At 45.9% G+C, this 21,046-nt stretch carries 25 protein-coding genes; 22 read left to right on the forward strand and 3 right to left on the reverse strand.

Going from position 1 to position 21,046, the window contains the following annotated elements:
* Positions 1-18: 18 nt before the first annotated feature.
* The 8 genes from rimO (at position 19) to PHILAsVB114_RS02560 (ending at position 5,207) form a co-directional block, all read left to right on the forward strand.
* Complete coding sequence (rimO, locus tag PHILAsVB114_RS02525) at positions 19-1,401, forward strand: 30S ribosomal protein S12 methylthiotransferase RimO (protein WP_095697830.1); 1,383 nt, start codon at positions 19-21, stop codon at positions 1,399-1,401.
* A gap of 26 nt (positions 1,402-1,427) precedes the next feature.
* Positions 1,428-1,943 (forward strand): CDP-diacylglycerol--glycerol-3-phosphate 3-phosphatidyltransferase, encoded by a 516-nt coding sequence (gene pgsA, locus PHILAsVB114_RS02530; RefSeq protein WP_204246827.1) that lies wholly within the window; start codon positions 1,428-1,430, stop codon positions 1,941-1,943.
* Positions 1,944-1,958: 15 nt separating this feature from the next.
* The gene (locus PHILAsVB114_RS02535; RefSeq protein ID WP_095697832.1) at positions 1,959-2,450 is read left to right on the forward strand and encodes a CinA family protein; all 492 of its coding nucleotides are present in this window, start codon (positions 1,959-1,961) and stop codon (positions 2,448-2,450) included.
* 15 nt (positions 2,451-2,465) lie between these two features.
* On the forward strand, positions 2,466-2,735 hold the full coding sequence (locus tag PHILAsVB114_RS02540; protein ID WP_204246828.1) for a helix-turn-helix domain-containing protein: 270 nt from the start codon (positions 2,466-2,468) through the stop codon (positions 2,733-2,735).
* Positions 2,736-2,767: 32 nt separating this feature from the next.
* Positions 2,768-3,250, forward strand: coding sequence for a TetR/AcrR family transcriptional regulator (locus tag PHILAsVB114_RS02545; RefSeq protein ID WP_157906141.1), 483 nt, complete (start codon positions 2,768-2,770; stop codon positions 3,248-3,250).
* On the forward strand, positions 3,237-3,434 hold the full coding sequence (locus PHILAsVB114_RS02550; RefSeq protein WP_095697835.1) for a DUF3046 domain-containing protein: 198 nt from the start codon (positions 3,237-3,239) through the stop codon (positions 3,432-3,434). Before PHILAsVB114_RS02545 ends, PHILAsVB114_RS02550 begins: the two co-directional genes overlap by 14 nt.
* A gap of 181 nt (positions 3,435-3,615) precedes the next feature.
* Positions 3,616-4,704, forward strand: coding sequence for a recombinase RecA (recA, locus tag PHILAsVB114_RS02555; protein ID WP_095697836.1), 1,089 nt, complete (start codon positions 3,616-3,618; stop codon positions 4,702-4,704).
* Positions 4,705-4,769: 65 nt separating this feature from the next.
* Positions 4,770-5,207, forward strand: coding sequence for a regulatory protein RecX (locus PHILAsVB114_RS02560; protein ID WP_420021987.1), 438 nt, complete (start codon positions 4,770-4,772; stop codon positions 5,205-5,207).
* Here PHILAsVB114_RS02560 and PHILAsVB114_RS02565 read toward each other — a convergent pair.
* The gene (locus PHILAsVB114_RS02565; RefSeq protein ID WP_095697838.1) at positions 5,204-5,923 is read right to left on the reverse strand and encodes an IclR family transcriptional regulator; all 720 of its coding nucleotides are present in this window, start codon (positions 5,921-5,923) and stop codon (positions 5,204-5,206) included. The genes PHILAsVB114_RS02560 and PHILAsVB114_RS02565 overlap by 4 nt on opposite strands.
* A 49-nt stretch (positions 5,924-5,972) precedes the next feature.
* On the opposite strand from PHILAsVB114_RS02565, the gene leuC reads away from it, so the two are divergent.
* The 5 genes from leuC to PHILAsVB114_RS02590 all read left to right on the forward strand — a co-directional run bounded on the left by leuC (position 5,973) and on the right by PHILAsVB114_RS02590 (position 10,563).
* Complete coding sequence (gene leuC / locus PHILAsVB114_RS02570; protein ID WP_095697839.1) at positions 5,973-7,364, forward strand: 3-isopropylmalate dehydratase large subunit; 1,392 nt, start codon at positions 5,973-5,975, stop codon at positions 7,362-7,364.
* A 12-nt stretch (positions 7,365-7,376) separates the two neighbouring features.
* Positions 7,377-7,976, forward strand: coding sequence for a 3-isopropylmalate dehydratase small subunit (gene leuD, locus PHILAsVB114_RS02575; protein ID WP_095697840.1), 600 nt, complete (start codon positions 7,377-7,379; stop codon positions 7,974-7,976).
* Positions 7,977-8,214: 238 nt separating this feature from the next.
* Positions 8,215-8,649: an HU family DNA-binding protein gene (locus PHILAsVB114_RS07025; protein WP_095697841.1), complete on the forward strand. Its 435-nt coding sequence runs from the start codon at positions 8,215-8,217 to the stop codon at positions 8,647-8,649.
* A 70-nt stretch (positions 8,650-8,719) separates the two neighbouring features.
* The gene (locus PHILAsVB114_RS02585) at positions 8,720-9,499 is read left to right on the forward strand and encodes a lysophospholipid acyltransferase family protein (RefSeq protein ID WP_095697842.1); all 780 of its coding nucleotides are present in this window, start codon (positions 8,720-8,722) and stop codon (positions 9,497-9,499) included.
* Entirely contained in the window at positions 9,496-10,563 is a 1,068-nt protein-coding gene (locus tag PHILAsVB114_RS02590; protein WP_095697843.1) for a D-alanine--D-alanine ligase family protein, read from the forward strand. Before PHILAsVB114_RS02585 ends, PHILAsVB114_RS02590 begins: the two co-directional genes overlap by 4 nt.
* Here PHILAsVB114_RS02590 and PHILAsVB114_RS02595 read toward each other — a convergent pair.
* Positions 10,560-10,793: an Lrp/AsnC family transcriptional regulator gene (locus tag PHILAsVB114_RS02595; RefSeq protein ID WP_095697844.1), complete on the reverse strand. Its 234-nt coding sequence runs from the start codon at positions 10,791-10,793 to the stop codon at positions 10,560-10,562. The genes PHILAsVB114_RS02590 and PHILAsVB114_RS02595 overlap by 4 nt on opposite strands.
* A 74-nt stretch (positions 10,794-10,867) precedes the next feature.
* Here PHILAsVB114_RS02595 and thiL point away from each other — a divergent pair, with 74 nt between their 5' ends.
* The gene (gene thiL / locus PHILAsVB114_RS02600; RefSeq protein WP_095697845.1) at positions 10,868-11,794 is read left to right on the forward strand and encodes a thiamine-phosphate kinase; all 927 of its coding nucleotides are present in this window, start codon (positions 10,868-10,870) and stop codon (positions 11,792-11,794) included.
* 8 nt (positions 11,795-11,802) lie between these two features.
* Here thiL and rpmB read toward each other — a convergent pair whose 3' ends face one another.
* Positions 11,803-11,988 (reverse strand): 50S ribosomal protein L28, encoded by a 186-nt coding sequence (rpmB, locus tag PHILAsVB114_RS02605; protein ID WP_095697846.1) that lies wholly within the window; start codon positions 11,986-11,988, stop codon positions 11,803-11,805.
* Positions 11,989-12,103: 115 nt separating this feature from the next.
* Between rpmB and recG the strand changes: the two genes are divergently transcribed.
* The 8 genes from recG to smc all read left to right on the forward strand — a co-directional run bounded on the left by recG (position 12,104) and on the right by smc (position 21,034).
* A complete protein-coding gene (recG, locus tag PHILAsVB114_RS02610; protein WP_095697847.1) occupies positions 12,104-14,275 on the forward strand; it encodes an ATP-dependent DNA helicase RecG in 2,172 nt (723 codons plus the stop codon).
* A 4-nt stretch (positions 14,276-14,279) separates the two neighbouring features.
* On the forward strand, positions 14,280-14,855 hold the full coding sequence (gene rsmD, locus PHILAsVB114_RS02615; protein ID WP_095697848.1) for a 16S rRNA (guanine(966)-N(2))-methyltransferase RsmD: 576 nt from the start codon (positions 14,280-14,282) through the stop codon (positions 14,853-14,855).
* Between the two features lie 29 nt (positions 14,856-14,884).
* Positions 14,885-15,364, forward strand: coding sequence for a pantetheine-phosphate adenylyltransferase (gene coaD / locus PHILAsVB114_RS02620; protein ID WP_095697849.1), 480 nt, complete (start codon positions 14,885-14,887; stop codon positions 15,362-15,364).
* 3 nt (positions 15,365-15,367) lie between these two features.
* The gene (locus PHILAsVB114_RS02625; protein WP_095697850.1) at positions 15,368-15,850 is read left to right on the forward strand and encodes an ATP synthase subunit B family protein; all 483 of its coding nucleotides are present in this window, start codon (positions 15,368-15,370) and stop codon (positions 15,848-15,850) included.
* A gap of 12 nt (positions 15,851-15,862) precedes the next feature.
* The gene (locus PHILAsVB114_RS02630; protein WP_095697851.1) at positions 15,863-16,453 is read left to right on the forward strand and encodes a YceD family protein; all 591 of its coding nucleotides are present in this window, start codon (positions 15,863-15,865) and stop codon (positions 16,451-16,453) included.
* 140 nt (positions 16,454-16,593) lie between these two features.
* Positions 16,594-16,746 carry a 50S ribosomal protein L32 gene (gene rpmF, locus PHILAsVB114_RS02635; protein ID WP_420021988.1) on the forward strand — a complete coding sequence of 51 codons (153 nt, stop codon included), beginning with the start codon at positions 16,594-16,596 and terminating at the stop codon, positions 16,744-16,746.
* A 1-nt stretch (position 16,747) separates the two neighbouring features.
* A complete protein-coding gene (rnc, locus tag PHILAsVB114_RS02640) occupies positions 16,748-17,440 on the forward strand; it encodes a ribonuclease III (RefSeq protein WP_236850924.1) in 693 nt (230 codons plus the stop codon).
* Between the two features lie 57 nt (positions 17,441-17,497).
* On the forward strand, positions 17,498-21,034 hold the full coding sequence (gene smc, locus PHILAsVB114_RS02645; protein WP_204246829.1) for a chromosome segregation protein SMC: 3,537 nt from the start codon (positions 17,498-17,500) through the stop codon (positions 21,032-21,034).
* Positions 21,035-21,046 lie beyond the last annotated feature (12 nt).

Consider the following 21,046-nt stretch of genomic DNA (forward strand, 5'->3'; position numbering starts at 1 on the left):
ACCTGTAACATCACCCCAATGAGTCGCACAGTTGCAGTAGTCACCCTGGGCTGTGCTCGTAATGAAGTGGATTCCGAAGAGTTAGCTGGTCGTTTAGCAGCCGATGGATGGATCCTGGTTGACGATGTTGAAAAAGCCGAAGTGGCGCTAATCAATACATGTGGGTTTATTGAATCTGCAAAGAAAGACTCTGTCGATGCGCTTCTTGAAGCTAATTCACTCAAAGGCCATGGAGTAACGCGCGCTGTTGTAGCAGTTGGGTGCATGGCTGAGCGATATGGGCAAGAACTAGCCGAAGCACTCCCAGAGGCAGATGCAATTTTAGGATTTGATGATTACAAAGATATCTCTGCGCGATTGCAATCAATTGTTTCAGGAAATTCTCACACCCCGCATGTGCCTCGTGATCGCAGGTCATTACTTCCGATTGCACCGGTAGATAGAGCAGCGGTTCGAGACGAGCAGTACGCATCCAAAGTTGGAGCAGGTGGGACTCTCTTTCGTAAACGACTCGGAAATGCGCCGTGGGCACCTTTAAAGATTGCATCCGGTTGTGATCGTCGTTGTTCATTTTGCGCCATTCCTTATTTCCGAGGCTCTTTTGTTTCAAGACGCCCAGTTGAAATTCTTGAAGAGGCTACATGGCTCGCCAGTAACGGTGTTTCAGAGTTATTTCTTGTCAGCGAAAATACAACGTCATACGGTAAAGACTTAGGCGACCTACGTTTAATGGAAACCATACTTCCAGATATCGCGGCAATTTCTGGTGTTGAGCGGGTTCGGTTGTCATACCTGCAACCAGCAGAGATGCGCCCTTCCTTATTACAAGCCATGGTGGCCACCGATAAAGTTGCTCCATATTTTGATCTCTCTTTTCAACATACAAGTCCATCAGTGTTGCGAGCAATGCGACGATTTGGCGATAGTGAAAAATTCCTGCATCTGATTTCACAAATCAGGGCACTCGATCCGCAAGCAGGTATTCGCTCCAATTTCATTGTGGGTTTTCCAGGTGAAACACAAGAAGATTTTGATGGACTGGCAGAGTTCATAACACACGCACAGCTAGATGCAGTTGGAATCTTTGGCTACTCCGATGAGGACAACACGGAAGCACTGTCTCTCGGAGAAAAACTAGAGGCAGAAGTTATTTCACAGCGGGTGGAAACTCTTTCAACGTTGGCAGATGAAATGGTTTCAGAGCGCGCGCAGAAGAGGGTTGGCCAGAGCGTTCGAGTATTGATTGAAGATGCAGAGTTACAAGAAGGACGAGCCGCACATCAAGGTCCAGAAGTAGATGGGACAACGACTTTTGTTGGCACAGATTACAAAGTTGGAGAGTATGTTGATGGCGTTGTTATAGAAAGCATCGGAGCAGACCTGGTGGCCAGAGCGCAATGAACTTACCTGCCTTCTTAACTCCCAATGTGATTACGAGTTTGCGAATCGCTTTCTTACCCGTTGGCGCGTATGCACTCTTTAAAAATGGTGGCGACGATTCAACGTGGCAAATAATTTCGTGGTGGATATTTTTCATACTCGGACTTAGCGATATTTTGGATGGAAATCTGGCTCGCAGCAGAAACTCCATAACTGAATTTGGAAAATTCTTAGATCCAATAGCAGACAAAGCCATGATCGGAACCGCCATGGTCTCACTCTCCATTCTTGGACGAATGCCATGGTGGATCACTATTGTGATTATGGCCCGCGAAATTGGAATTACACTCTTTAGGTTGGCTGTCATTAAGCGCGGCGTCATTCCGGCAAATCGCGGCGGAAAAATTAAGGCCTTCTTCCAAGGCTTTGGAGTGGGCTTTTATGTCCTTCCGTTAAATGAGAGTTTGTACTGGTTTAGAGATAGCTTCATGGCTGTTGCTATTATTTTGACTCTTGCAACGGGATTGCAATACGTGCTCTCTGCATTTAAGACGAATAAATAGACTGAAGGGATTTTCATGACAAACGCATCTGAAATTACTTCAGCCATGAAAGATGTCATTGCGACTTTAAAGTCTCGAAATGAAACCCTGAGTACGGCAGAATCAATTACTGGTGGGGGATTGGGTTATGCAATAACAAGTGTTCCGGGATCATCAGATATTTATGTCGGTGGTTCAATCGCCTATCACAGCGAAGTTAAGCAATCCCATCTTGGGATAAGTGCAGAATTAATCTCAGCTAAGACTGTCTATAGCGAAGAAGTTGCATTTGCGATGGCAGAGGGAGCTCTTAAAACGTTTAAGACAACGTGGGCCATTGCAACAACAGGAGTAGCTGGGCCGGATGCCTCTGATGGAGTTATGGCCGGGACCGTATGGGTTGCTATCGCCGGGCCGATCACCCAGAGCATTCAATTGAGCCTAGATGGTGAGCGTGAAAATATACGAAGTGGGACTGTCGCAAGCGCGATTGGGACCTTTGCGCGTATCCTTAGGTCAAGAGATTAACTAGGTGCAAAGGAGTTGGCCATGTTATTACGCGTTGCAGTAGGCGCCACTCTTCGTGCTGCCCGCACAGAGCAATCTCGCACACTTCGTGATGTCGCTCGTGATGCACGAGTATCCCTTGGTTACCTCTCTGAGGTTGAGCGAGGACAGAAAGAAGCATCATCTGAGTTATTGGCAGCTATTTGTTCAGCACTAGGTTTGACACTTTCTACAGTTGTCAGCGATGTTTCCATGCACATTAAGTCAACAGAAGTTGCAACACTAAGCGTCGTAGACGCAGCATAACTTTGCCTCACTTATACGCACTTCAGGGAGCTGTGGCTTCGCGTTCTGAGGCTGCACTACTTACTGCGACGAAAGAAATTATCGCAACGCAAGGCATTAAAAATCTTGCCATGATCGATATTGCAGATTTATCTCAAGTTTCTAGAGCGACTCTCTACAACCATTTTCGCGATAAAGATGCTGTTTTATACTCACTTTTAAGCCGTGAAGTAATTTACCTCTTTAAGAATGCACCAAAAAATCCAGCAGAGTTACTTGAGTATTTTTCCTGCGCCATCAGCTCTGATGCGGCATTAGCCGGAATGCGCTCGCATGACCCAGCCATTCTTACAAAGATGCTTCTGCGAAGTGAAGACAAAATTTGGCATGCAATTGATGCATTCTTTGTAACTGCTCTGGGCTCTGAAGTAAAAGCTGCAATCGCAATCTCATGGCTGATCGGACAAGTTCTTCAACCTTTGACGCCGGAACAATCTCGAGCACAAGGCGCGCAATTAATACATGCGAATCTCTGATCTTCGAGAGCGCATCCTTTTAAGTTTTGGCCCACAATGGGCGCCCTCCTTTAGCGCAGACATTGCGATCTCTGAATTAGGTAGCAAGAGCGTTAATGAGGCGCTTGCAGCCGGCCACGAGCCCGATGAGATCTGGAGAGCCGTCTGTAAGGCTCATCCAGAGCAGACCGCCGCACATAGATAACGGCGTGTCGAAGGCTTAATCTGGCGTTCGAACAGGTGTTCGTATATCCTTAATCCTGTACAACCAGAGCGGTTCCATCCTCCGCCCACAGCCTTCCTCCAAAGCGCTTGGGCCGTCGGTGGGTCTCCGTACCTTCTGGACCGACACCAACGTCAATTGACGTTTCATCGAAAGGAAAGAAGTGGCTACTGAAAAAAGTAATGACAAAGCTACAGAAAAAGCACAATCAGATCGTTCCAAAGCCCTAGACACAGCCCTTGCCCAGATTGAACGTCAGTTTGGTAAGGGTTCGGTTATGAAGATGTCAGAGCGACAGAATCAAATTGTTGAAGTAATTCCAACTGGTTCTATCGGACTCGACATCGCACTTGGAATTGGCGGCCTACCACGTGGTCGCATCGTAGAAATCTACGGACCAGAGTCATCAGGTAAGACAACACTGACACTGCATGCAATTGCTAATGCTCAAAAAGCTGGCGGCATCTGTGCATTTATCGATGCAGAACATGCATTTGATTCTGAGTACGCAAAGAAACTCGGCGTAGATATTGATGCACTCCTAGTTTCACAACCAGATACTGGTGAGCAAGCACTTGAAATCATGGACATGCTCATTCGTTCTGGAGCCCTTGATTTAGTTGTCGTTGACTCAGTTGCAGCTCTTGTTCCACGTGCTGAAATTGAAGGCGAAATGGGAGATTCACATATGGGTCTTCAAGCTCGTTTGATGTCACAGGCACTTCGTAAAATTACTGGTGCACTTCATCAATCAAAGACCACTGCAATTTTCATTAACCAACTTCGCGACAAGATTGGTGTCTTCTTTGGCTCTCCAGAGACAACAACTGGTGGTAAAGCACTTAAGTTCTACGCATCCGTTCGCCTAGACATCCGTCGCATCGAAACACTCAAAGATGGCCAAGACGCAGTCGGAAACCGTACTCGCGTCAAGGTTGTTAAGAACAAGATGGCTCCACCATTTAAGCAAGCAGAGTTCGACATTATTTACGGCACTGGTATTTCACGCGAAGGCTCACTTATCGATCTTGGTGTTGATATCGGAATCGTTAAGAAATCTGGCGCTTGGTACACATACGAAGCAGATCAATTGGGTCAAGGTAAGGAAAACTCCCGTGCATTCCTTATTGATAATCCAGATCTTGCAAATGAGATCGAAACCAAGATTCGTGCCCACTTTGCAACACCTGTGGAAGTTGATCCAGCACTAGTAGCTGAAATCGATGAAGCAGCAGCAGAGGTTGATTTCTAATTAGCCTTGATTTCGTAAAGGTTGAAAGAGGCGAAGGCTCCGACCCTTACTCAGTAGCTCACACAATTGCGCTTAATGCACTTGTGACCAGAGCGAAGAGTAAGGGCGAGCTTCTCGCTCACCTTAAAAAGCGCGGCATAGAAGATGATGTTGCTCAAGCAACCATCTATAAATTAACCGAATCAGGTTTGCTCAATGATCAAGATTTTGCCCAGCAATGGACTGACTCTCGCACTCGTTCGAAGAAGTTATCTAAGCGAACCATTGCTGGCGAGTTGCGCCAGCGCGGTGTTGATCAAGAGAGCATTGATTTAGCACTAGAGAGCATTACTGATGAGAGTGAGTATCGAATGGCCTTTGAACTCGGCATGCGCAAACTCTCTACGATGTCGCGCCAAGAACCAGATGTGCAGATACGCCGCATCGAATCTCTTCTGGCACGTAAAGGTTTTGGATACTCAACTATTTCACGTGTGATGCGCGAGCTAGATTTACTTAATTAATTCTTTTTTGCAAGGTGCTCAGTTAATCGAGCAGCAGTTGCCACCACCGCTGCTGCGTGTACGCGTCCTGGTTGGCGCCCAAGGCGCTCTATAGGACCGCTAATACTCACGGCTGCAATAACTTTTCCATTTGGTCCACGCACTGGCGCAGATACAGATGTAACACCTGCTTCGCGTTCTCCAACTGATTGAGCCCACCCACGACGACGATCTGCAGCTAATTGCGCTGCAGTAAATCGTGCATTCGTTAGACCTCTATGAATTTTTTCTGAGTCTTCCCACGCCAATAAAATTTGTGCAGCAGATCCTGCTTGCATAGTCAGGGCTGAACCAACTGGAACGCTATCGCGCAATCCTGATAAACGTTCTGCAACTGCAACACAGATTCGCACATCACCTTGACGTCGATAGAGCTGTGCACTCTCTCCGGTGGCATCTCGAAGTGCTGCCAAAGCAGGTGCTGCAACTGCAATTAATCGATCTTCACCGGCGGCACTTGCTAATTCAGCAGAACGTTTACCTAAGATAAATCTTCCTGTTAAATCGCGCGAAACTAATCTGTGGTGCTCAAGGGCCACGGCTAATCGGTGGGCTGTTGGCCTAGCAATACCTGTTGCTGAAACAAGTTCAGCCAGAGAGTGCGGACCAGATTCAAGCGTGCCTAAAATGGCTACGGCTTTATCTAATACGCCGACTCCGCTATTATCTCTATCCACGATACGATATTAGCATCTCAATAAATGAGATGTCTACAAGGAGTGATGGATGTCCAAGACGTTAGCGCAAAAGATTTGGGACGAACATATAGTTCGTAGCGCCGCGGGCGAACCAGATCTTTTGTACATCGATCTTCACTTGATCCATGAAGTAACGAGTCCGCAGGCCTTTGATGGTCTGCGCTTAAGCAAGCGAAGCGTTCGCAGAGCAGATTTAACAATTGCAACTGAAGATCACAATGTTCCTACGCTTAATATCGATAAGCCAATTGCAGATCCAGTTTCTAAATTACAAGTCGATACCTTGCGCGCAAATTGCAAAGAGTTTGGCGTTCGTATTCACTCACTGGGAGATGCCGAACAAGGCATCGTCCACGTTGTTGGCCCACAATTAGGACTGACTCAACCAGGAATGACAATTGTGTGCGGAGATTCGCATACCTCAACTCATGGTGCTTTTGGCGCTCTCGCATTCGGAATTGGTACAAGCGAAGTCGAACACGTTTTAGCAACCCAGACTCTTCCATTGATCCGTCCTAAAACAATGGCTATCAATGTCGAAGGAACTCTCAAACCTGGTGTCACCTCTAAAGATATTATCTTGGCGATTATTGCAAAAATTGGCACAGGCGGCGGCCAAGGTTATGTTTTGGAATATCGCGGGTCTGCAATTCGCGCACTTTCGATGGAAGCACGTATGACAGTGTGCAACATGTCTATTGAAGCAGGAGCTCGAGCAGGTTTAATTGCGCCAGATGAAAAAACATTTGAATACATCAAGGGCAAGCCACACGCTCCAAGAGATTTTGATGCAGCCGTTAAGTACTGGATCACTCTGCAAAGCGATGCAGATGCGAAATTTGACGTTGAGATAAATCTTGATGCAAACGAACTAGAACCATTTGTTACGTGGGGCACTAACCCAGGACAAGGTTTACCGCTGAATTCTTCGGTTCCAAATCCTGCAGATATTACGGATGCCGAAGAGCGCGGAGCAGCCGAGCGAGCGCTGACCTACATGGGCCTTACAGCCGGCACACCACTGAAAAAAATAGCGATTGACACTGTTTTCTTAGGTTCTTGCACCAATGGACGAATTGAAGATCTTCGCTCTGCAGCAGAAATTCTCAAAGGAAAAAAGATTTCCACATCTCTTCGTATGCTCGTTGTTCCAGGCTCTGCGCGAGTTCGTTTACAAGCTGAATCTGAAGGCTTGGATAAGGTATTTATTGACGCCGGCGCTGAATGGCGAAATGCAGGGTGTTCAATGTGTTTAGGCATGAATCCTGATCAACTAGCAGTCGGTGAACGTAGTGCTTCAACATCTAATCGAAATTTCGAAGGCCGCCAAGGCAAAGGTGGACGCACGCACTTAGTAAGCCCGTTAGTTGCTGCAGCAACAGCGTTGCGTGGAACTCTTTCATCGCCAGCGGATTTGTAAGGGAAATACACCATGGAAAAATTCATTAAGCACACAGGAACCGGCGTCCCGCTTCGCCGAAGCAATGTAGATACAGACCAAATCATTCCGGCCGTCTATCTCAAGCGCGTTACCCGAAGCGGCTTTGAAGATGGTCTCTTTGCTGCGTGGCGAAATGATCCTGAATTCGTGCTCAACCAAGAAGCCTTTAAGAAGGGCACAGTCCTTGTCGCTGGCGCAGATTTCGGCACCGGCTCCTCACGTGAGCACGCTGTCTGGGCGCTACAAAATTACGGTTTCAAAGTCGTTATCTCTTCCAGATTCGCCGATATTTTCCGTGGCAACTCTCTTAAAGGCGGACTGCTGACCATAATCGTTTCTCAAGAAGATGTAGAAGCACTCTGGAGCGCCATTGAAAGCGCGCCAGATACAGCGATCACAGTGGATCTAGAAACCCGCACGGTTTCTTATAATTCAATAGTTTTAGAGTTTGCAATCGATGATTACACCCGCTGGCGTTTGATGGAGGGCTTAGATGACATCGGTTTAACCTTGAAACAAACTGATTCCATCGATACTTTCGAAAAAACTCGCGCCGATTACAAACCAAAAACTCTTCCAGCACTCAAATAAGATAATAAAAGAAGGGTTTTTACGCTTATTTTTAATACGGGTGAGTAGATTGATAAAAACTCTCAACTAAAACTTTAGAGATTTCTACGCATAAAAAGTGAATTTTTTTGAAGTTTTTTCCAAAATAAAATAATGCGACACGCCTAATGACATATTGGACTCACCCCTATCCGAGAGTTAAGTTTTACGTGCGTTAAGCGATTGCTTAACTTTTAAGCGTAAAACTAAGGGGATTTTGATGAATAAGGCCCAATTCATTGCCGCGTTGGCCCCACACTTCAACGACAGCAAGAAGGACGCAGCTCACGCTGTAGACGTTGTTTTTGACACAATCGTTCGTGCAATGTCACGTGGCGAAGATGTCATGATCAATGATTTCGGAAAGTTTAAGAAAGTAGATCGCAAGGCTCGCATGGGACGTAACCCGTTCACTGGCGAAACAATCAAGATCAAGGCTTCAAAGAAGGCACGCTTCCTACCTGCAAAGGGACTTAAGGAAGTTATTGCTGGCGATCGTAAACTTGGACCAGCTCCAAAGATCGAGCCAAAGGCAGTTGCTAAAGCTGCTCCAAAGAAGGCTGCTAAGAAGACAGCAAAGAAAGCAGCTCCAAAGAAGAAGGCTAAGAAGAGTGCAAAGCGCGTTGTTAAGAAGACCGCTAAGAAGCGTCGTTAATTAGCTTTAAATCAAAAGCGCGGGCTCACCATTTCGGTGCTCCCGCGCTTTTGCTATTAGATTAGCGCCTATGGATAGCGCGCAGATTATTTACGCCCCACCTACAGGCAAACCACTTGGAACAAATCCAACCTTTAATTTCTGCGCACGAGTAATGATCCCGCTGCTAAATGCCATCACCAAACGCACCTGGCAAGGCGCTGAAAACATTCCACAATCAGGTCCTGCAATTGTAATTAGCAATCACCTTTCTTATGCAGACGTACTTTTCTTTGCGCAATTCTTATTTCAAAATGGGCGAGCTCCACGTTTTATTGGCAAGAGATCAGTTTTTAATGTGCCCGTCATTGGACGTATTTTGTTAGCAGCAGGTCAGATTCCAGTGGATAGAGAATCAACTCACGCCAGTAAAGCACTCGATCACGCAGTTGCAGCCCTTAAGGCTGGCCACTTGATTGGAATTTATCCGGAAGGAACGTTGACGCGGGATGAAAATCTTTGGCCAATGATTGCAAAAACCGGAGCAGCACGCCTTGCCCTTATTACTAAATTACCGATAATCCCAGTAGCTGCCTGGGGAATTGGTGATGTGCTGGCGCCCTATAACAAAATTCCACGCATCTGGCCACGTTCAAAAATCACTCTGCGGGCCGGCAAGCCAATAGATATGTCGCTTTGGTATGGAAAAGAAGATGACCCAGCAGCACTTGCTGAAGCAACTCTTCACATCATGGGAGAATTAACCACGATGCTAGAAGAGATTCGCGGTGAGAAAAGACCCGCACACATATTTGATCCACACACATCGAATTTACCGCGCACGGGTAACTTTAAGAAAAAGCGCGCATGAAAAAAGTAATTGCAATTATTTTCGGTGGCCGCTCCAGCGAACATGAAATTTCCTGTGTTTCTGCCGGTGGAGTTTTAGCCGCCCTTGATAGAAGTAAATATGAACCAATACTGATCGGCATCACTCGAAGCGGTTCGTGGGTTCATGTTCAAGAAGATTTTCCTTTAGAAATTCGAGGGGGAGTATTACCTGAAGTTCCAACTGATGCCCCTCAAGTTGTTGCAGACATACATGGACTTAGTGTTGATAAAAAACCATTACATGTTGATGTTATTTTTCCACTATTGCATGGACCATACGGTGAAGATGGAACCATCCAAGGTTTCTGCGAAATGGCCAATATTGCCTATGTTGGAAGCGGTGTTCTTGCAAGCGCGGTTGCGATGGATAAATCATTTGCAAAGCCAATTTTTGCATCCCATGGGATGAGTGTTGTTCCAGGCTTTGTTGTGAAAAAGAGTGAGTGGAAATCACTGCGTGCTCAATTCGAAAAGAGCGCAGTATCATTGGAGTATCCACTCTTTGTAAAACCCGCTCGTGGCGGTTCAAGTCGTGGAACAACAAAAGTAAAGTCAGAAAAAGACTTCGCTGCAGCCATTGATGAAGCGCACACATTTGACTCCAAAGCCTTGGTTGAAAAGGCAATTCACGGCATTGAAGTTGAATGCGCTGTTCTTGAAATTAACGGGTCACCAGAGGCATCAATAGTGGGGTCCATTTCAATAGATCCAAAGTTTGAGTTCTACGATTTTGAAGCTAAATATTTAGATGGTGCTACAAAAATTGAGCTACCAGCCCTGATTCCTAGCGATGTTGCCGAAGAGATTAGAGCCAAAGCGATTCAAGCATTCAAAGCCTTGGGTTGTTCAGGATTAGCACGTGTGGATTTCTTCTATGCAACAACAGGTGAAGTATTTATCAATGAACTCAATACGATGCCAGGCTTTACGCAAACCTCAGTATTTCCAAAAATGTGGGCAGCAACCGGTAAGAACTATGAAAGTATTATTGAAGAGTTAATAAAAACAGCACAGCAAAGAACCAATGGTGTTTTAGAAAATTAGTATGTAACTGGGCAGGTCAATGTTCGTGTAATGCCAGGTACTGTCTGAACTTTTGACAAAATGACACGACCAAAATCTTCCATGCTTGGTGCTTCAGCTCGCATAATTACATCGTATGGACCTGTTACGCCTTCGGCCAATGTCACTCCAGGAATTGCCAAGACGGCAGCTGCAACACTGGAAGCTTTACCCACTTCAGTTTGAATCAAAATGTATGCCTGAACTGACATGCTCGACTCCTTTTGCTCTTGAGGGGACAACTTATCCCATCTGAACCCGATGCGGCAATGAGTATTCTTTAGGCATGAATTTCAATGAGGAGCAGGTAATTTCGGAGATCTCCTCAATCTTTTCGCATTCAAATAAAAGTAACCCAGAGGTAATAGTGGGAATTGGCGATGACGCAGCCGTTGTCACAACGGATCATCACTCAGTAATTACAACGGATATGGCTATTGAAGGCATTCACTTCAGGTGTGAATGGTCGAGTGCATACGAGATTGGTTGCAAAATAACAGTTGCAAATTTGGCGGATATTTATGCAATGGGAGCAGATCCGCGTTATCTCGTTGTTGCTTTAACTTTGACCGGCAACGAAGAACTTTCCTGGATTAAAGAACTTGCCCAAGGTATTGCAGACACAGCAGCCAAATCTGATTCAGTAGTTGTGGGTGGTGATTTATCGCGAGCCCAACAGATCATGATCTCGATGACTGCGGTCGGAACTTCGCGATTACACATCACTCGAAGCGGCGCCCAAGTAGGTGATTCGATCTATGTTTCCGCACTACCTGGTTTCTCTCGTGCAGGTTTTGAAATACTGTCAAAAAATCTTCCACACTCTCCTGCCTTTGTGCGAGCCCTATCTCAATTCAAATCCCCGGAACTCGACCCCGCACTGATGCGTACTTTTAAAAGTGCACATGCATTATGCGATGTGAGCGATTCTTTGCTAATTCAAGCAGAACAGATAAGTAAAGCTTCATCGGTTGCATTTGAAATTGATACTAAGAAGATTGAAAAAGGTGATGGATTCACTGACCTTGCAGCAGTTGCTCAAAGCATTGGTTGTGATGTGTGGGATTTAATCCTGGCAGGCGGTGAAGATCATGTTCTCTTGGCCACGGGTGTCAATCTTCCAGGGATTTGCATAGGAAGAGTTATTGAAGGAAGCGGCGTAAAAGTATTAGAAATGAAAAAAGCGCCAGATTCCTGGCGCCATTTCAATTAAAAATAAATTTAGCGAGTAACTTTTCCAGCCTTCAGACATGATGTGCAAACGTTCTGACGCTTAGGTGTTCCGCCGACAAGGGTACGAACGCGTTGAATATTTGGATTCCAGCGACGACGAGTCTTCACTTGTGAGTGAGAAACATTATTGCCAAAGCTTGGACCCTTTTTACAGACGTCACATGTTGCAGCCATTGCCGAACTCCCTTGTACCGATTTTCTTAGTGATTTACAGAGCGCAAGATTAGCGTGAGCCCATACCTAGACGCCAATCCACGCTCATTTGGGTTCAACAGTGGACAATGACGCCATGGCAACCCTTGAGAGCAAAGTGAGCAGTGTTCTGGGGGATCGCACGTCGAAAGTTCTGGATAGCACTTTTGGAATCAAATCTGTGGGCGATTTATTACGCCACTATCCAAGAAGGTATGCCGTTCGCGGAGAGTTAACAGATATTTCAACGTTACAAGAAGGCGATGAAGTAACAATTCTTGCCGAGGTTTTTAGTGCAACTAATCGTCCATTACACGGCCGAAAGGGAAGTATTTTTGAAGTAATAGTCACCGATGGCAAAGCCAAACTCTCCCTTACCTTCTTTAATCAAGCATGGAGAGAAAAAGATTTAAGAGTGGGCCGCCAAGGATTATTTGCCGGCAAAGTTGGAGTCTTTAAAGGCAAGCGCCAATTGGCTCATCCTGATTACGAATTGATTCCAGATGGAAATGATGTCGATAGCGCTGTGGATGAATTTGCAGGAAAATTCTTAGCTGTTTATCCAGCCGCAGGAAAAATGCCATCGTGGAAAATTGCTCAATGCATAGATCTAGCAATCCAAGGTTTAGATGAAGTTCCAGATTTCTTGCCCGATAAAATTCGCGAAAAACATGGATATCCGACGCTGCATCAAGCGCTCGTTCAGTTGCATAAGCCAGCTGACTTAGATCATGCAGAAATGGCCCGTGAGCGATTAACTTTTGATGAAGCCTTCTTACTTCAATTAGTTCTGGCCAAGCGAAAAGCGGCGCTGAAATCTTTAGATGCAATCGCTAGACCAGCTGTCGTTGGTGGACTACTACAAGCCTTCGATAAGACCTTGCCATTTGAATTAACTGCAGGGCAGAGAGAAGTTGCTGCAGAAATTGAATCTGATTTAAGTCAATCGCATCCAATGCACCGATTACTACAAGGTGAAGTGGGATCGGGTAAAACTGTTGTTGCGCTGCGCGCCATGCTCACTGTTATTGACAACGGGGGACAAGCAGCGTTGCTGGCCCCGACTGAAGTATTAGCGGCGCAACATCTGCGCACAATCACAAAGTTGTTAGGGAATTTAGCTCATGGTGGAATGTTGGGTGGAAGTGAAAAAGCCACACAGGTAACTCTTATTACAGGTTCTCAGAGTGCGGCTGCTCGAAAAGATGCGCTTGCATTGGCCGCAAGTGGCGCGGCCGGAATTGTGATTGGCACACACGCATTACTTGGAGAATCAATCGTATTTAATGATCTTGGATTAATCGTTGTCGATGAACAACATAGATTCGGCGTTGAGCAAAGAGATGCTCTTAAGAACAAAGCACACACACCCGCACACTTATTAGTCATGACTGCAACGCCAATTCCACGAACAGTTGCGATGACGGTCTTCGGCGATTTAGATGTGTCAACACTTCGTGAATTACCTTTAGGTCGCCAACCCATCACAACGCACGTTATTGCTGCTGTAGAAAAACCTGCTCACCTAGAGCGTGCTTGGCAGAGAATTGCAGAAGAAGTAGCCAAAGGTCACCAGGCATATGTCGTTGCGCCGCGTATTAATGCTACAAATAATGAAGATGCCGATATGGATTTTCTCTTCGGTACTGAAACGCAAAGTATCGCTAGCGTAGAAGAGCTAGGGCCAATGCTACATAGCGGACCTTTTTCAGGTTTACGTGTAGCCCCGTTACATGGTCGACTTTCAACGGATGTGAAAGATTCAACAATGTCTGCATTTTCTTCAGGTGAAATAGATGTGCTTGTTTCAACTACCGTTATTGAAGTGGGAGTAGACGTTGCAAACGCAACCGTAATGGTGATTATGGATGCAGATAGATTTGGAGTTTCTCAATTACATCAACTTCGCGGTCGAATTGGTCGTGGAACTTCTCCGGGCTTGTGCTTGTTAGTGACCAACGCAATGCCAGAGACACCGGCCAGAGTTCGACTAGATGCAGTGGCTGCAACTCTCGATGGATTTGAGTTATCTAAAATCGATCTTGAACAACGCAGAGAAGGAGATGTTCTAGGTGCCAATCAGTCAGGCACTCGTTCACATCTGCGCTTATTAAGGGTTTTACGTGATGAAGCACTTATTGAAAGTGCTCGCGAAAGTGCTGGAAAGCTCATTCAAGAAGATCCAGATCTATCAGGGTTTAAATCTCTCAATGATGAATTAAAGTTACTGGAAACAGATTCTGCGACAGATTTTATAGATAAGGGTTGATGCCATGAGAATAATCGCAGGCGTTGCAAAGGGGCGGTCCTTATCAAGTGTTGCTGGCGCAACTAGACCAACTTCTGATCGCGCGCGAGAGGCAATTTTTTCAACACTGACATCTGAGTTCGGTGATTTTCTAGGACTACACGTTTTAGATTTATTTTCAGGATCTGGTGCGATGGGATTGGAAGCTCTTTCTCGTGGGGCTTCTCTGGTGCATTGTGTAGAAAAGGATGACGCAGCAGCCAAGACAATTTCGACAAACAATGCTTTAGTACAAAAAGCCCAACCTGTTGGAGTTTTCCACCTATTTCACATATCAGCGCAAAAATTCGTTGATACACCTGCGCAAAATCAATACCACTTTGTATACATAGATCCGCCTTATGATTTTGCAGATGCAGAACTAGTTCAGGTCTTAGAGAAACTGCTAGAAAATAATTTCTATAAAGATGGTGCAGTCATCGCAGTTGAGCGGGCATCAAAGTCGCCACAACCTGTGTGGCCACTGGGATATGAGCCTTCTCGAACAAAGGTCTACGGACAAGCCAGTATTTATTACGCCAATTACGCTAAGAATGGATAAGCAAAGAAATCGTTGCTAGCGTTTGGCCCATGAGACGTGCAGTGTGTCCGGGATCTTTTGACCCAATTACCTATGGTCACTTAGACATTATCGAACGCGCCAGTCGCCATTTTGATGAGGTAATTGTTGCAGTCCTTGAAAACCGAACTAAATCAAGTTTATTTACTGTCGCAGAACGAATTTCAATGATTACTGAAGTCACTACGAAATACTCCAATGTAAGAATAGATTCCTGGAGTGGGCTGCTTGTTGATTATTGCAAATCAAATGATGTGCAATCCATTGTTAAAGGCTTACGCGCCGTTTCAGATTTTGATTATGAATTACAGATGGCGCAGGTAAATCTTCAAGGTTCGGGTGTTGAAACAATGTTTATGGCGACTTCTCCAGCTCACTCCTTTTTATCCTCCTCACTTGTGAAAGAATTGGCTCATTACGGTGGAGATGTTTCCTCTATGGTTCCATCGAGCATTAACGAAGCACTTAAACGTCGAGTAGCAGGGAAGTGATCCATGGATTCGATTGAGAAATTAACGACTGCCATTTCAATGGTTGAAGAAGCACGCGGCGTTCCATTATCGGCTTCCTGCGTTCTCCATCGTGGTGAAATTTTAGAAATTCTAGATGGAGCACGAGCCGCGCTTCCAAATGATTTAGAAGCAGCACGAAAAATTATGGCATCCCGCGACGCGCTCATTGAAGAAGGGCGCTTGAGTTCTGAAGCTTTGATTGCCAGTGCTCGCGAAGAAGTTTCTCGAATGATCGAACAGACCGCCATCGTTTCTGCTGCACGCGAAGAAGCTCAACATATTTTAGATGATGCGCATATGGAAGCAGATGCCGAGCGTGAAGAAGTAGAAAAATACATTGACTCTCGACTTGCAACACTTGAAGTAATTCTTAACAAAACATCAGATGCCGTGGCTCGTGGTCGTGAAAGACTTGCTGGCGCTGGCGATAAAGATGTTTTATCGCAACTCGCTAACGATAAGTAAAGTAGTAAAAGCATGACTCGCGAGCATTCACCTTTTCGTGTAAACACCCACGAACTACCTCGTCGTGCTGGTGAGATGAAAGAGTATTCAATCGATTTCGACCTGACAGAACCTTTTGGTGTGGAGTTAATTAGCGTTCCAGCCGGAGAAGTAATTGAAGTCGATCTCAAGCTCGAATCCGTAACTGAGGGTGTTCTAGCAACGGCAGATGTCTTTGCAACAGCAATGGGTGAATGCATCCGTTGCCTTGATCCCATTGCGATAGATATTGATAGAAGTTTTCAGGAGCTATTTCGTTACGAAGTTCATCATGAAAAAGGTTCAAAGGGATCAAAAAAGCGCCGCCCAAGTGATGATGTGATTGATGACTTAGATGTCGATGATGAGCTATTGATGCAAGGCGATTACATGGATCTAGAAATTCCACTGCGCGATGCCATTGTTTTAGCGCTACCGGTGAATCCACTCTGTTCAGAGCAGTGTTTAGGTTTATGCCAACAATGCGGGGAGAAGTGGGAACTGCTTCCAGAGGGACATGCCCATGAACAGATAGATCCGCGGTGGGCAGCCCTTGGTTCACTCGGTGACGGGCCAGAGAAGTAGCCTGATATTTGAGCCGATTTTAAGAATTCGTACTTTTAGGGGATACTTACGGACATATCCGCACTCCATGCGAGCGCGGTATCTCAGATGAGATTTAAGAAGAGATTAAGGACGCCACCGTGCCAGTACCAAAGCGAAAGATGTCTCGCTCAAAGACACGTTCACGTCGTAGTCAGTGGAAAACAACTGCAGCAGCTCTAGCGGCATGTCCACAATGCCAGCAACCAAAATTGCAACACACTGCATGTCCAACGTGCGGAACCTATAACCGCCGTCAGGTTATCGAGGTCTGATCTGTACGCTGATTTAACACAACGCCTCGGTGTTGACGTTGATCCAAATCTTTTAGCCTTAGCTTTTACTCATCGTTCATTTGCATATGAAAGCGGCGCAAAAGAAACCAATGAGCGCTTGGAATTTCTTGGCGACTCAGTTCTAGGTTTAGTAGTCACAGAAGAGTTATATAAACGTTTTCCAGATTTAGATGAGAGCAGATTATCCCCTCTTCGTTCCGGGGTTGTAAACATGCGAGCGCTGGCCGATATTGCCCGTGAACTCGATCTTGGTAAGTACATTCGCTTAGGTAAAGGCGAAGAAGTAACGGGCGGCCGAGATAAAAACTCATTACTTGCCGATGCCCTAGAAGCATTGATAGGCGCTATTTATCTTCATGCAGGTTTGGCTACAACTGCAACGGTCGTTCAAAAATTAATTGCAACGACTCTGACGCAGGCAATGCAGCGTGGTGCCGGTTTAGATGGCAAGACAGCACTGCAAGAACTCACAGCTCAACTTGGTAGCGGCGCTCCCGAATACATTGTTACCGAAACTGGACCTGATCATGACAAGAGTTTTAGCGCCGATGCCATGGTTGCAGGGGTCTGTATTTCCAGTGGCACCGGAAAGAGCAAGAGAGAAGCAGAGCAAGTTGCCGCCAGAAGTGCCTATGAAATATTGAAACCTCAAGTTATGGATGACACTAAGTAGAGGCGAAGCCGCCGTGTTACTTCGCTAATTAGCGCGCTCGCAAGGTAGGTTTACCGCGTGTATCTAAAGAGCATCACGCTCAAGGGCTTTAAGTCCTTTGCTTCAGCGACCACCCTGCGCCTAGAACCTGGCATCACGTGTGTGGTCGGCCCAAATGGTTCAGGCAAATCAAATGTTGTTGATGCCCTGACATGGGTAATGGGTGAGCAAGGTGCAAAATCTCTTCGCGGCGGAAAGATGGAAGATGTCATCTTCGCTGGCACAAGTGGACGCGCACCCCTAGGTCGCGCAGAAGTTTCAGTCACCATCGATAACGCAGATGGTGCACTCAATATTGATTATTCAGAAGTAACAATTTCGCGCATCCTCTTTAGAAATGGTCAGAGCGAGTACCAAATAAATGGTGAAGCTTCACGCTTGTTAGACATTCAAGAATTACTCAGTGACTCCGGTATTGGTCGAGAGATGCACGTCATCGTTGGCCAAGGTCAGCTAGATGCAATTTTGATGGCAAACCCTGATGAGCGTCGCGGATTCATTGAAGAAGCAGCCGGAGTTCTTAAGCACCGTAAGCGAAAAGAAAAAGCGCTTCGAAAACTAGATTCCATGCAAGCCAACCTTGCGCGTGTACAAGATCTGACTGTAGAACTGCGCAGACAATTACGCCCTCTGGGCAAACAAGCCGAAGTTGCTAAGAAAGCTGCAACGATTCAAGCAGATTTACGCGATGCAAAACTTCGCTTGCTTGCAGATGATTTCATCTCCATGACTAAGACACTCGATGCTGAAGTGGCAGATGAAACGGCGCTTCGCGAGAGACGATCAATCGTAGATTCAGAGTTAGACAGAGTACGTGCACGTGAAGAAGCACTCGATGCACAAGCAGCGGTAGATAGTCCACTTCTTATCGCAGCCCAAGAAACTTATTATCAGTTAAATTCTTTACGTGAGCGATTTAGAGGAACAGCATCTCTTGCACAAGAGCGTTCCCGATTCTTAGCCGAAGAGGCAGAAGAAGCTCGCACCCTTGGCCGCGATCCAGAAGCACTTGATCGCGAAGCACAAACATTACGATTAGAAGAGTCGCAATTGCGCACGGCAGTTCAGAATTCACATAGCGCCTTAGTTGCTGCAACAACTGCGCTAGCACAGGCTGAAAATTTGTTAAAGAGTGAAGAAGATAAAGTCGCCGCAGCGATGCGCGCAATAGCTGATTCGCGCGAAGGAACAGCTAGGCAAGAAGGTCACATTAAATCTCTGCGAGCTCGCTTAGATGCGATTGCCGAAGAAATTGCACGTTTAGAAAAATCACGAAATGACGCACAACATCGTGCAGATGAAGCATCCCGCGCCTATTCAAGTTTTGAGTTAGAAATTGCCAGTGCTGATTCCGGTGAGTTGGGATTAGATTCTCAATTCGAAAGTGCTAAAGCCAAATTAGATGCTGGCAAGAAATCGCTCTCTGATCTTGTAGATACTGAACGTGGTACCGAGCGCGAGAAAAATGCGATTGAAGCAAAGCTTGAGGCTCTGCGCATCACGTCGAAGAGCAACGACGGTGCATCAGCGCTGCTTTCTAATTCTCGCGGAGTAAAAATTCTTGGAAGCGTGAGCTCTCTGATTTCAATTGAAAAGGGTTATGAAAGCGCTGTTGCCGCAGCCCTGGGTTCACTTGCAGATGCGATTGTTGTCCAAGATTTGAACTCAGCGGTGAGTGCGCTAACAACAATGAGATCAGAAAATCTCGGCCAAGCAGATGTCTTAGTCTTTGATGAAAATTCACGGGCATCAGATTCAATACCTTCAGGATTAACTTCTCTTACTAATTATGTGCAATCTGGATCGATTGCCGCCCTTATTTCATCTTTGCTCAGCGCAACCGCTGTCGTAGACAGCGCACGGGATGCCTCTGAAGTGTTGCGAAATCACCCAAACATCCGTGTAGTAACCCGCGATGGCGACATCATCACTTCTACGCGCGCCCGCGGTGGTTCAAAATCTGCTTCATCTCTGATTGAAATTAGCGCACTCATTGCAGATCTCACAAGTAAATTAGAAGAAATTATTCACAAAACAGATCGAATTCGTTTTGAAATATCTACTGCAACAACTGAATTGGCATCTCGTCAAAGTGAGTTTGATCAGGCACTTGGAAAACTTAATGAATCAGATGCTCGAATTGCTGCCCTTACTGAACAATTAGCCGTTGCCGGTCAAAATGCAAAGTCTGCAGCAGCAGAGGTGGAAAGACTTGAAGTTTCTATTGCTGAAGCTACTGCAGCAAAATCTCGTGATGAAAATGAATTACACATTGCCTCTAATCAACTATCGATGCAAGGTGAAACTCCAGAGCCAGATCATGCTCAAGTAGAAGTTTTGCGTGCACATGTCTCTGGTGCTCGAAGCACAGAAGTAGAAGCACGTCTTGCAGTACGAACAAGTGAAGAAAGAGTTGACTCACTTGCAGCTCGTGCAAAGGCACTTGAAGAAGCGGCACAAGCAGAGCGCGATGCGTCAGAGCGAGCAATATCTAGACGAGGTGCACGTGCGCGCGGGGCAGTAATTTCACAATCTGTGGCCGAAGCAGCATATGAAGTTTTGATCCACATAGAACGCTCCATTGCAAAGGCTGCAACTGAGCGCGCTCGACTTGAAGAATCTCGTTCGCAACGTGAAGGTGAAACGTTAACCATTCGTGCTCGTGGTCGCGAATTAGCAACTGAGTTAGAGCAATTAACAACTAGTGTGCACCGAGATGAAATTGCTCGAGCCGAACAACGTATGCGTATTGAAGCCCTCGAACTCAAAGCAGTTGAAGAATTAGGTGTTGATACAACAACGTTGGTAAGTGAATACGGTCCACAAAATGATGTACCAACTTTTCTTGAAAATGAGGCCGGTGAAATCGTCACCACTGAGTTGATTCCGTATCGTCGTGACCAGCAAGAAAAACGCCTTGCAGCGACAGAGCGTTCACTTACTTTGCTTGGAAAGATTAACCCTCTGGCTCTTGAAGAGTACGACGCTCTTGAGGAACGTTTAAAATTCCTTGCAGAGCAATTAGAAGATCTTAAAAATACAAAGAAAGATCTCTTGGACATCATTAAAGAAGTTGATGATCGTGTTCAACTAATCTTTATGGAAGCATTCCAAGAAACTGCCAAGCACTTCGAAGATATCTTTGCTCGACTATTTCCTGGGGGAGATGGCCGTTTAATTCTTACTAACCCAGATGATTTGCTTTCAACGGGAGTCGATGTCGAAGCACGTCCACCAGGAACGCGCGTGAAGAGACTCTCATTGTTATCAGGTGGACAAAAATCTCTCGCCGCAGTTGCGATGCTTGTGGCGATCTTTAAAGCGCGCCCAAGTCCTTTCTACGTTCTAGATGAAGTTGAAGCAGCACTCGATGATGTAAACCTTGGACGTTTACTCGGCGTGCTTGAAGAGTTACGCGCAAGCTCACAGTTGATCATCATTACTCACCAAAAGAGAACAATGGAAATTGCTGATGCTTTGTATGGCGTCACCATGCGCGGAGATGGCGTGACTGAAGTTATATCTCAGCGTCTTCGCGAATCAGAGACTGCTTAGTTTCGAATTCTG

It is taken from the genome of Candidatus Planktophila limnetica (assembly GCF_002288365.1).
GTDB classification, from domain to species: Bacteria; Actinomycetota; Actinomycetes; order Nanopelagicales; family Nanopelagicaceae; genus Planktophila; species Planktophila limnetica.

What these genes read in the sequence shown, in the direction of transcription:
- rimO (WP_095697830.1), top strand. Translation starts at nt 19, where the DNA reads ATGAGTCGCACAGTTGCAGTAGTCACCCTGGGCTGTGCTCGTAATGAA.
- PHILAsVB114_RS02535 (WP_095697832.1), top strand. Translation starts at nt 1,959, where the DNA reads ATGACAAACGCATCTGAAATTACTTCAGCCATGAAAGATGTCATTGCG.
- PHILAsVB114_RS02550 (WP_095697835.1), top strand. Translation starts at nt 3,237, where the DNA reads ATGCGAATCTCTGATCTTCGAGAGCGCATCCTTTTAAGTTTTGGCCCA.
- leuC (WP_095697839.1), top strand. Translation starts at nt 5,973, where the DNA reads ATGTCCAAGACGTTAGCGCAAAAGATTTGGGACGAACATATAGTTCGT.
- leuD (WP_095697840.1), top strand. Translation starts at nt 7,377, where the DNA reads ATGGAAAAATTCATTAAGCACACAGGAACCGGCGTCCCGCTTCGCCGA.
- PHILAsVB114_RS07025 (WP_095697841.1), top strand. Translation starts at nt 8,215, where the DNA reads ATGAATAAGGCCCAATTCATTGCCGCGTTGGCCCCACACTTCAACGAC.
- PHILAsVB114_RS02585 (WP_095697842.1), top strand. Translation starts at nt 8,720, where the DNA reads ATGGATAGCGCGCAGATTATTTACGCCCCACCTACAGGCAAACCACTT.
- PHILAsVB114_RS02590 (WP_095697843.1), top strand. Translation starts at nt 9,496, where the DNA reads ATGAAAAAAGTAATTGCAATTATTTTCGGTGGCCGCTCCAGCGAACAT.
- PHILAsVB114_RS02595 (WP_095697844.1), bottom strand. Translation starts at nt 10,793, where the DNA reads ATGTCAGTTCAGGCATACATTTTGATTCAAACTGAAGTGGGTAAAGCT.
- thiL (WP_095697845.1), top strand. Translation starts at nt 10,868, where the DNA reads ATGAATTTCAATGAGGAGCAGGTAATTTCGGAGATCTCCTCAATCTTT.
- rpmB (WP_095697846.1), bottom strand. Translation starts at nt 11,988, where the DNA reads ATGGCTGCAACATGTGACGTCTGTAAAAAGGGTCCAAGCTTTGGCAAT.
- recG (WP_095697847.1), top strand. Translation starts at nt 12,104, where the DNA reads ATGGCAACCCTTGAGAGCAAAGTGAGCAGTGTTCTGGGGGATCGCACG.
- rsmD (WP_095697848.1), top strand. Translation starts at nt 14,280, where the DNA reads ATGAGAATAATCGCAGGCGTTGCAAAGGGGCGGTCCTTATCAAGTGTT.
- coaD (WP_095697849.1), top strand. Translation starts at nt 14,885, where the DNA reads ATGAGACGTGCAGTGTGTCCGGGATCTTTTGACCCAATTACCTATGGT.
- PHILAsVB114_RS02625 (WP_095697850.1), top strand. Translation starts at nt 15,368, where the DNA reads ATGGATTCGATTGAGAAATTAACGACTGCCATTTCAATGGTTGAAGAA.
- PHILAsVB114_RS02630 (WP_095697851.1), top strand. Translation starts at nt 15,863, where the DNA reads ATGACTCGCGAGCATTCACCTTTTCGTGTAAACACCCACGAACTACCT.
- rpmF (WP_420021988.1), top strand. Translation starts at nt 16,594, where the DNA reads ATGTCTCGCTCAAAGACACGTTCACGTCGTAGTCAGTGGAAAACAACT.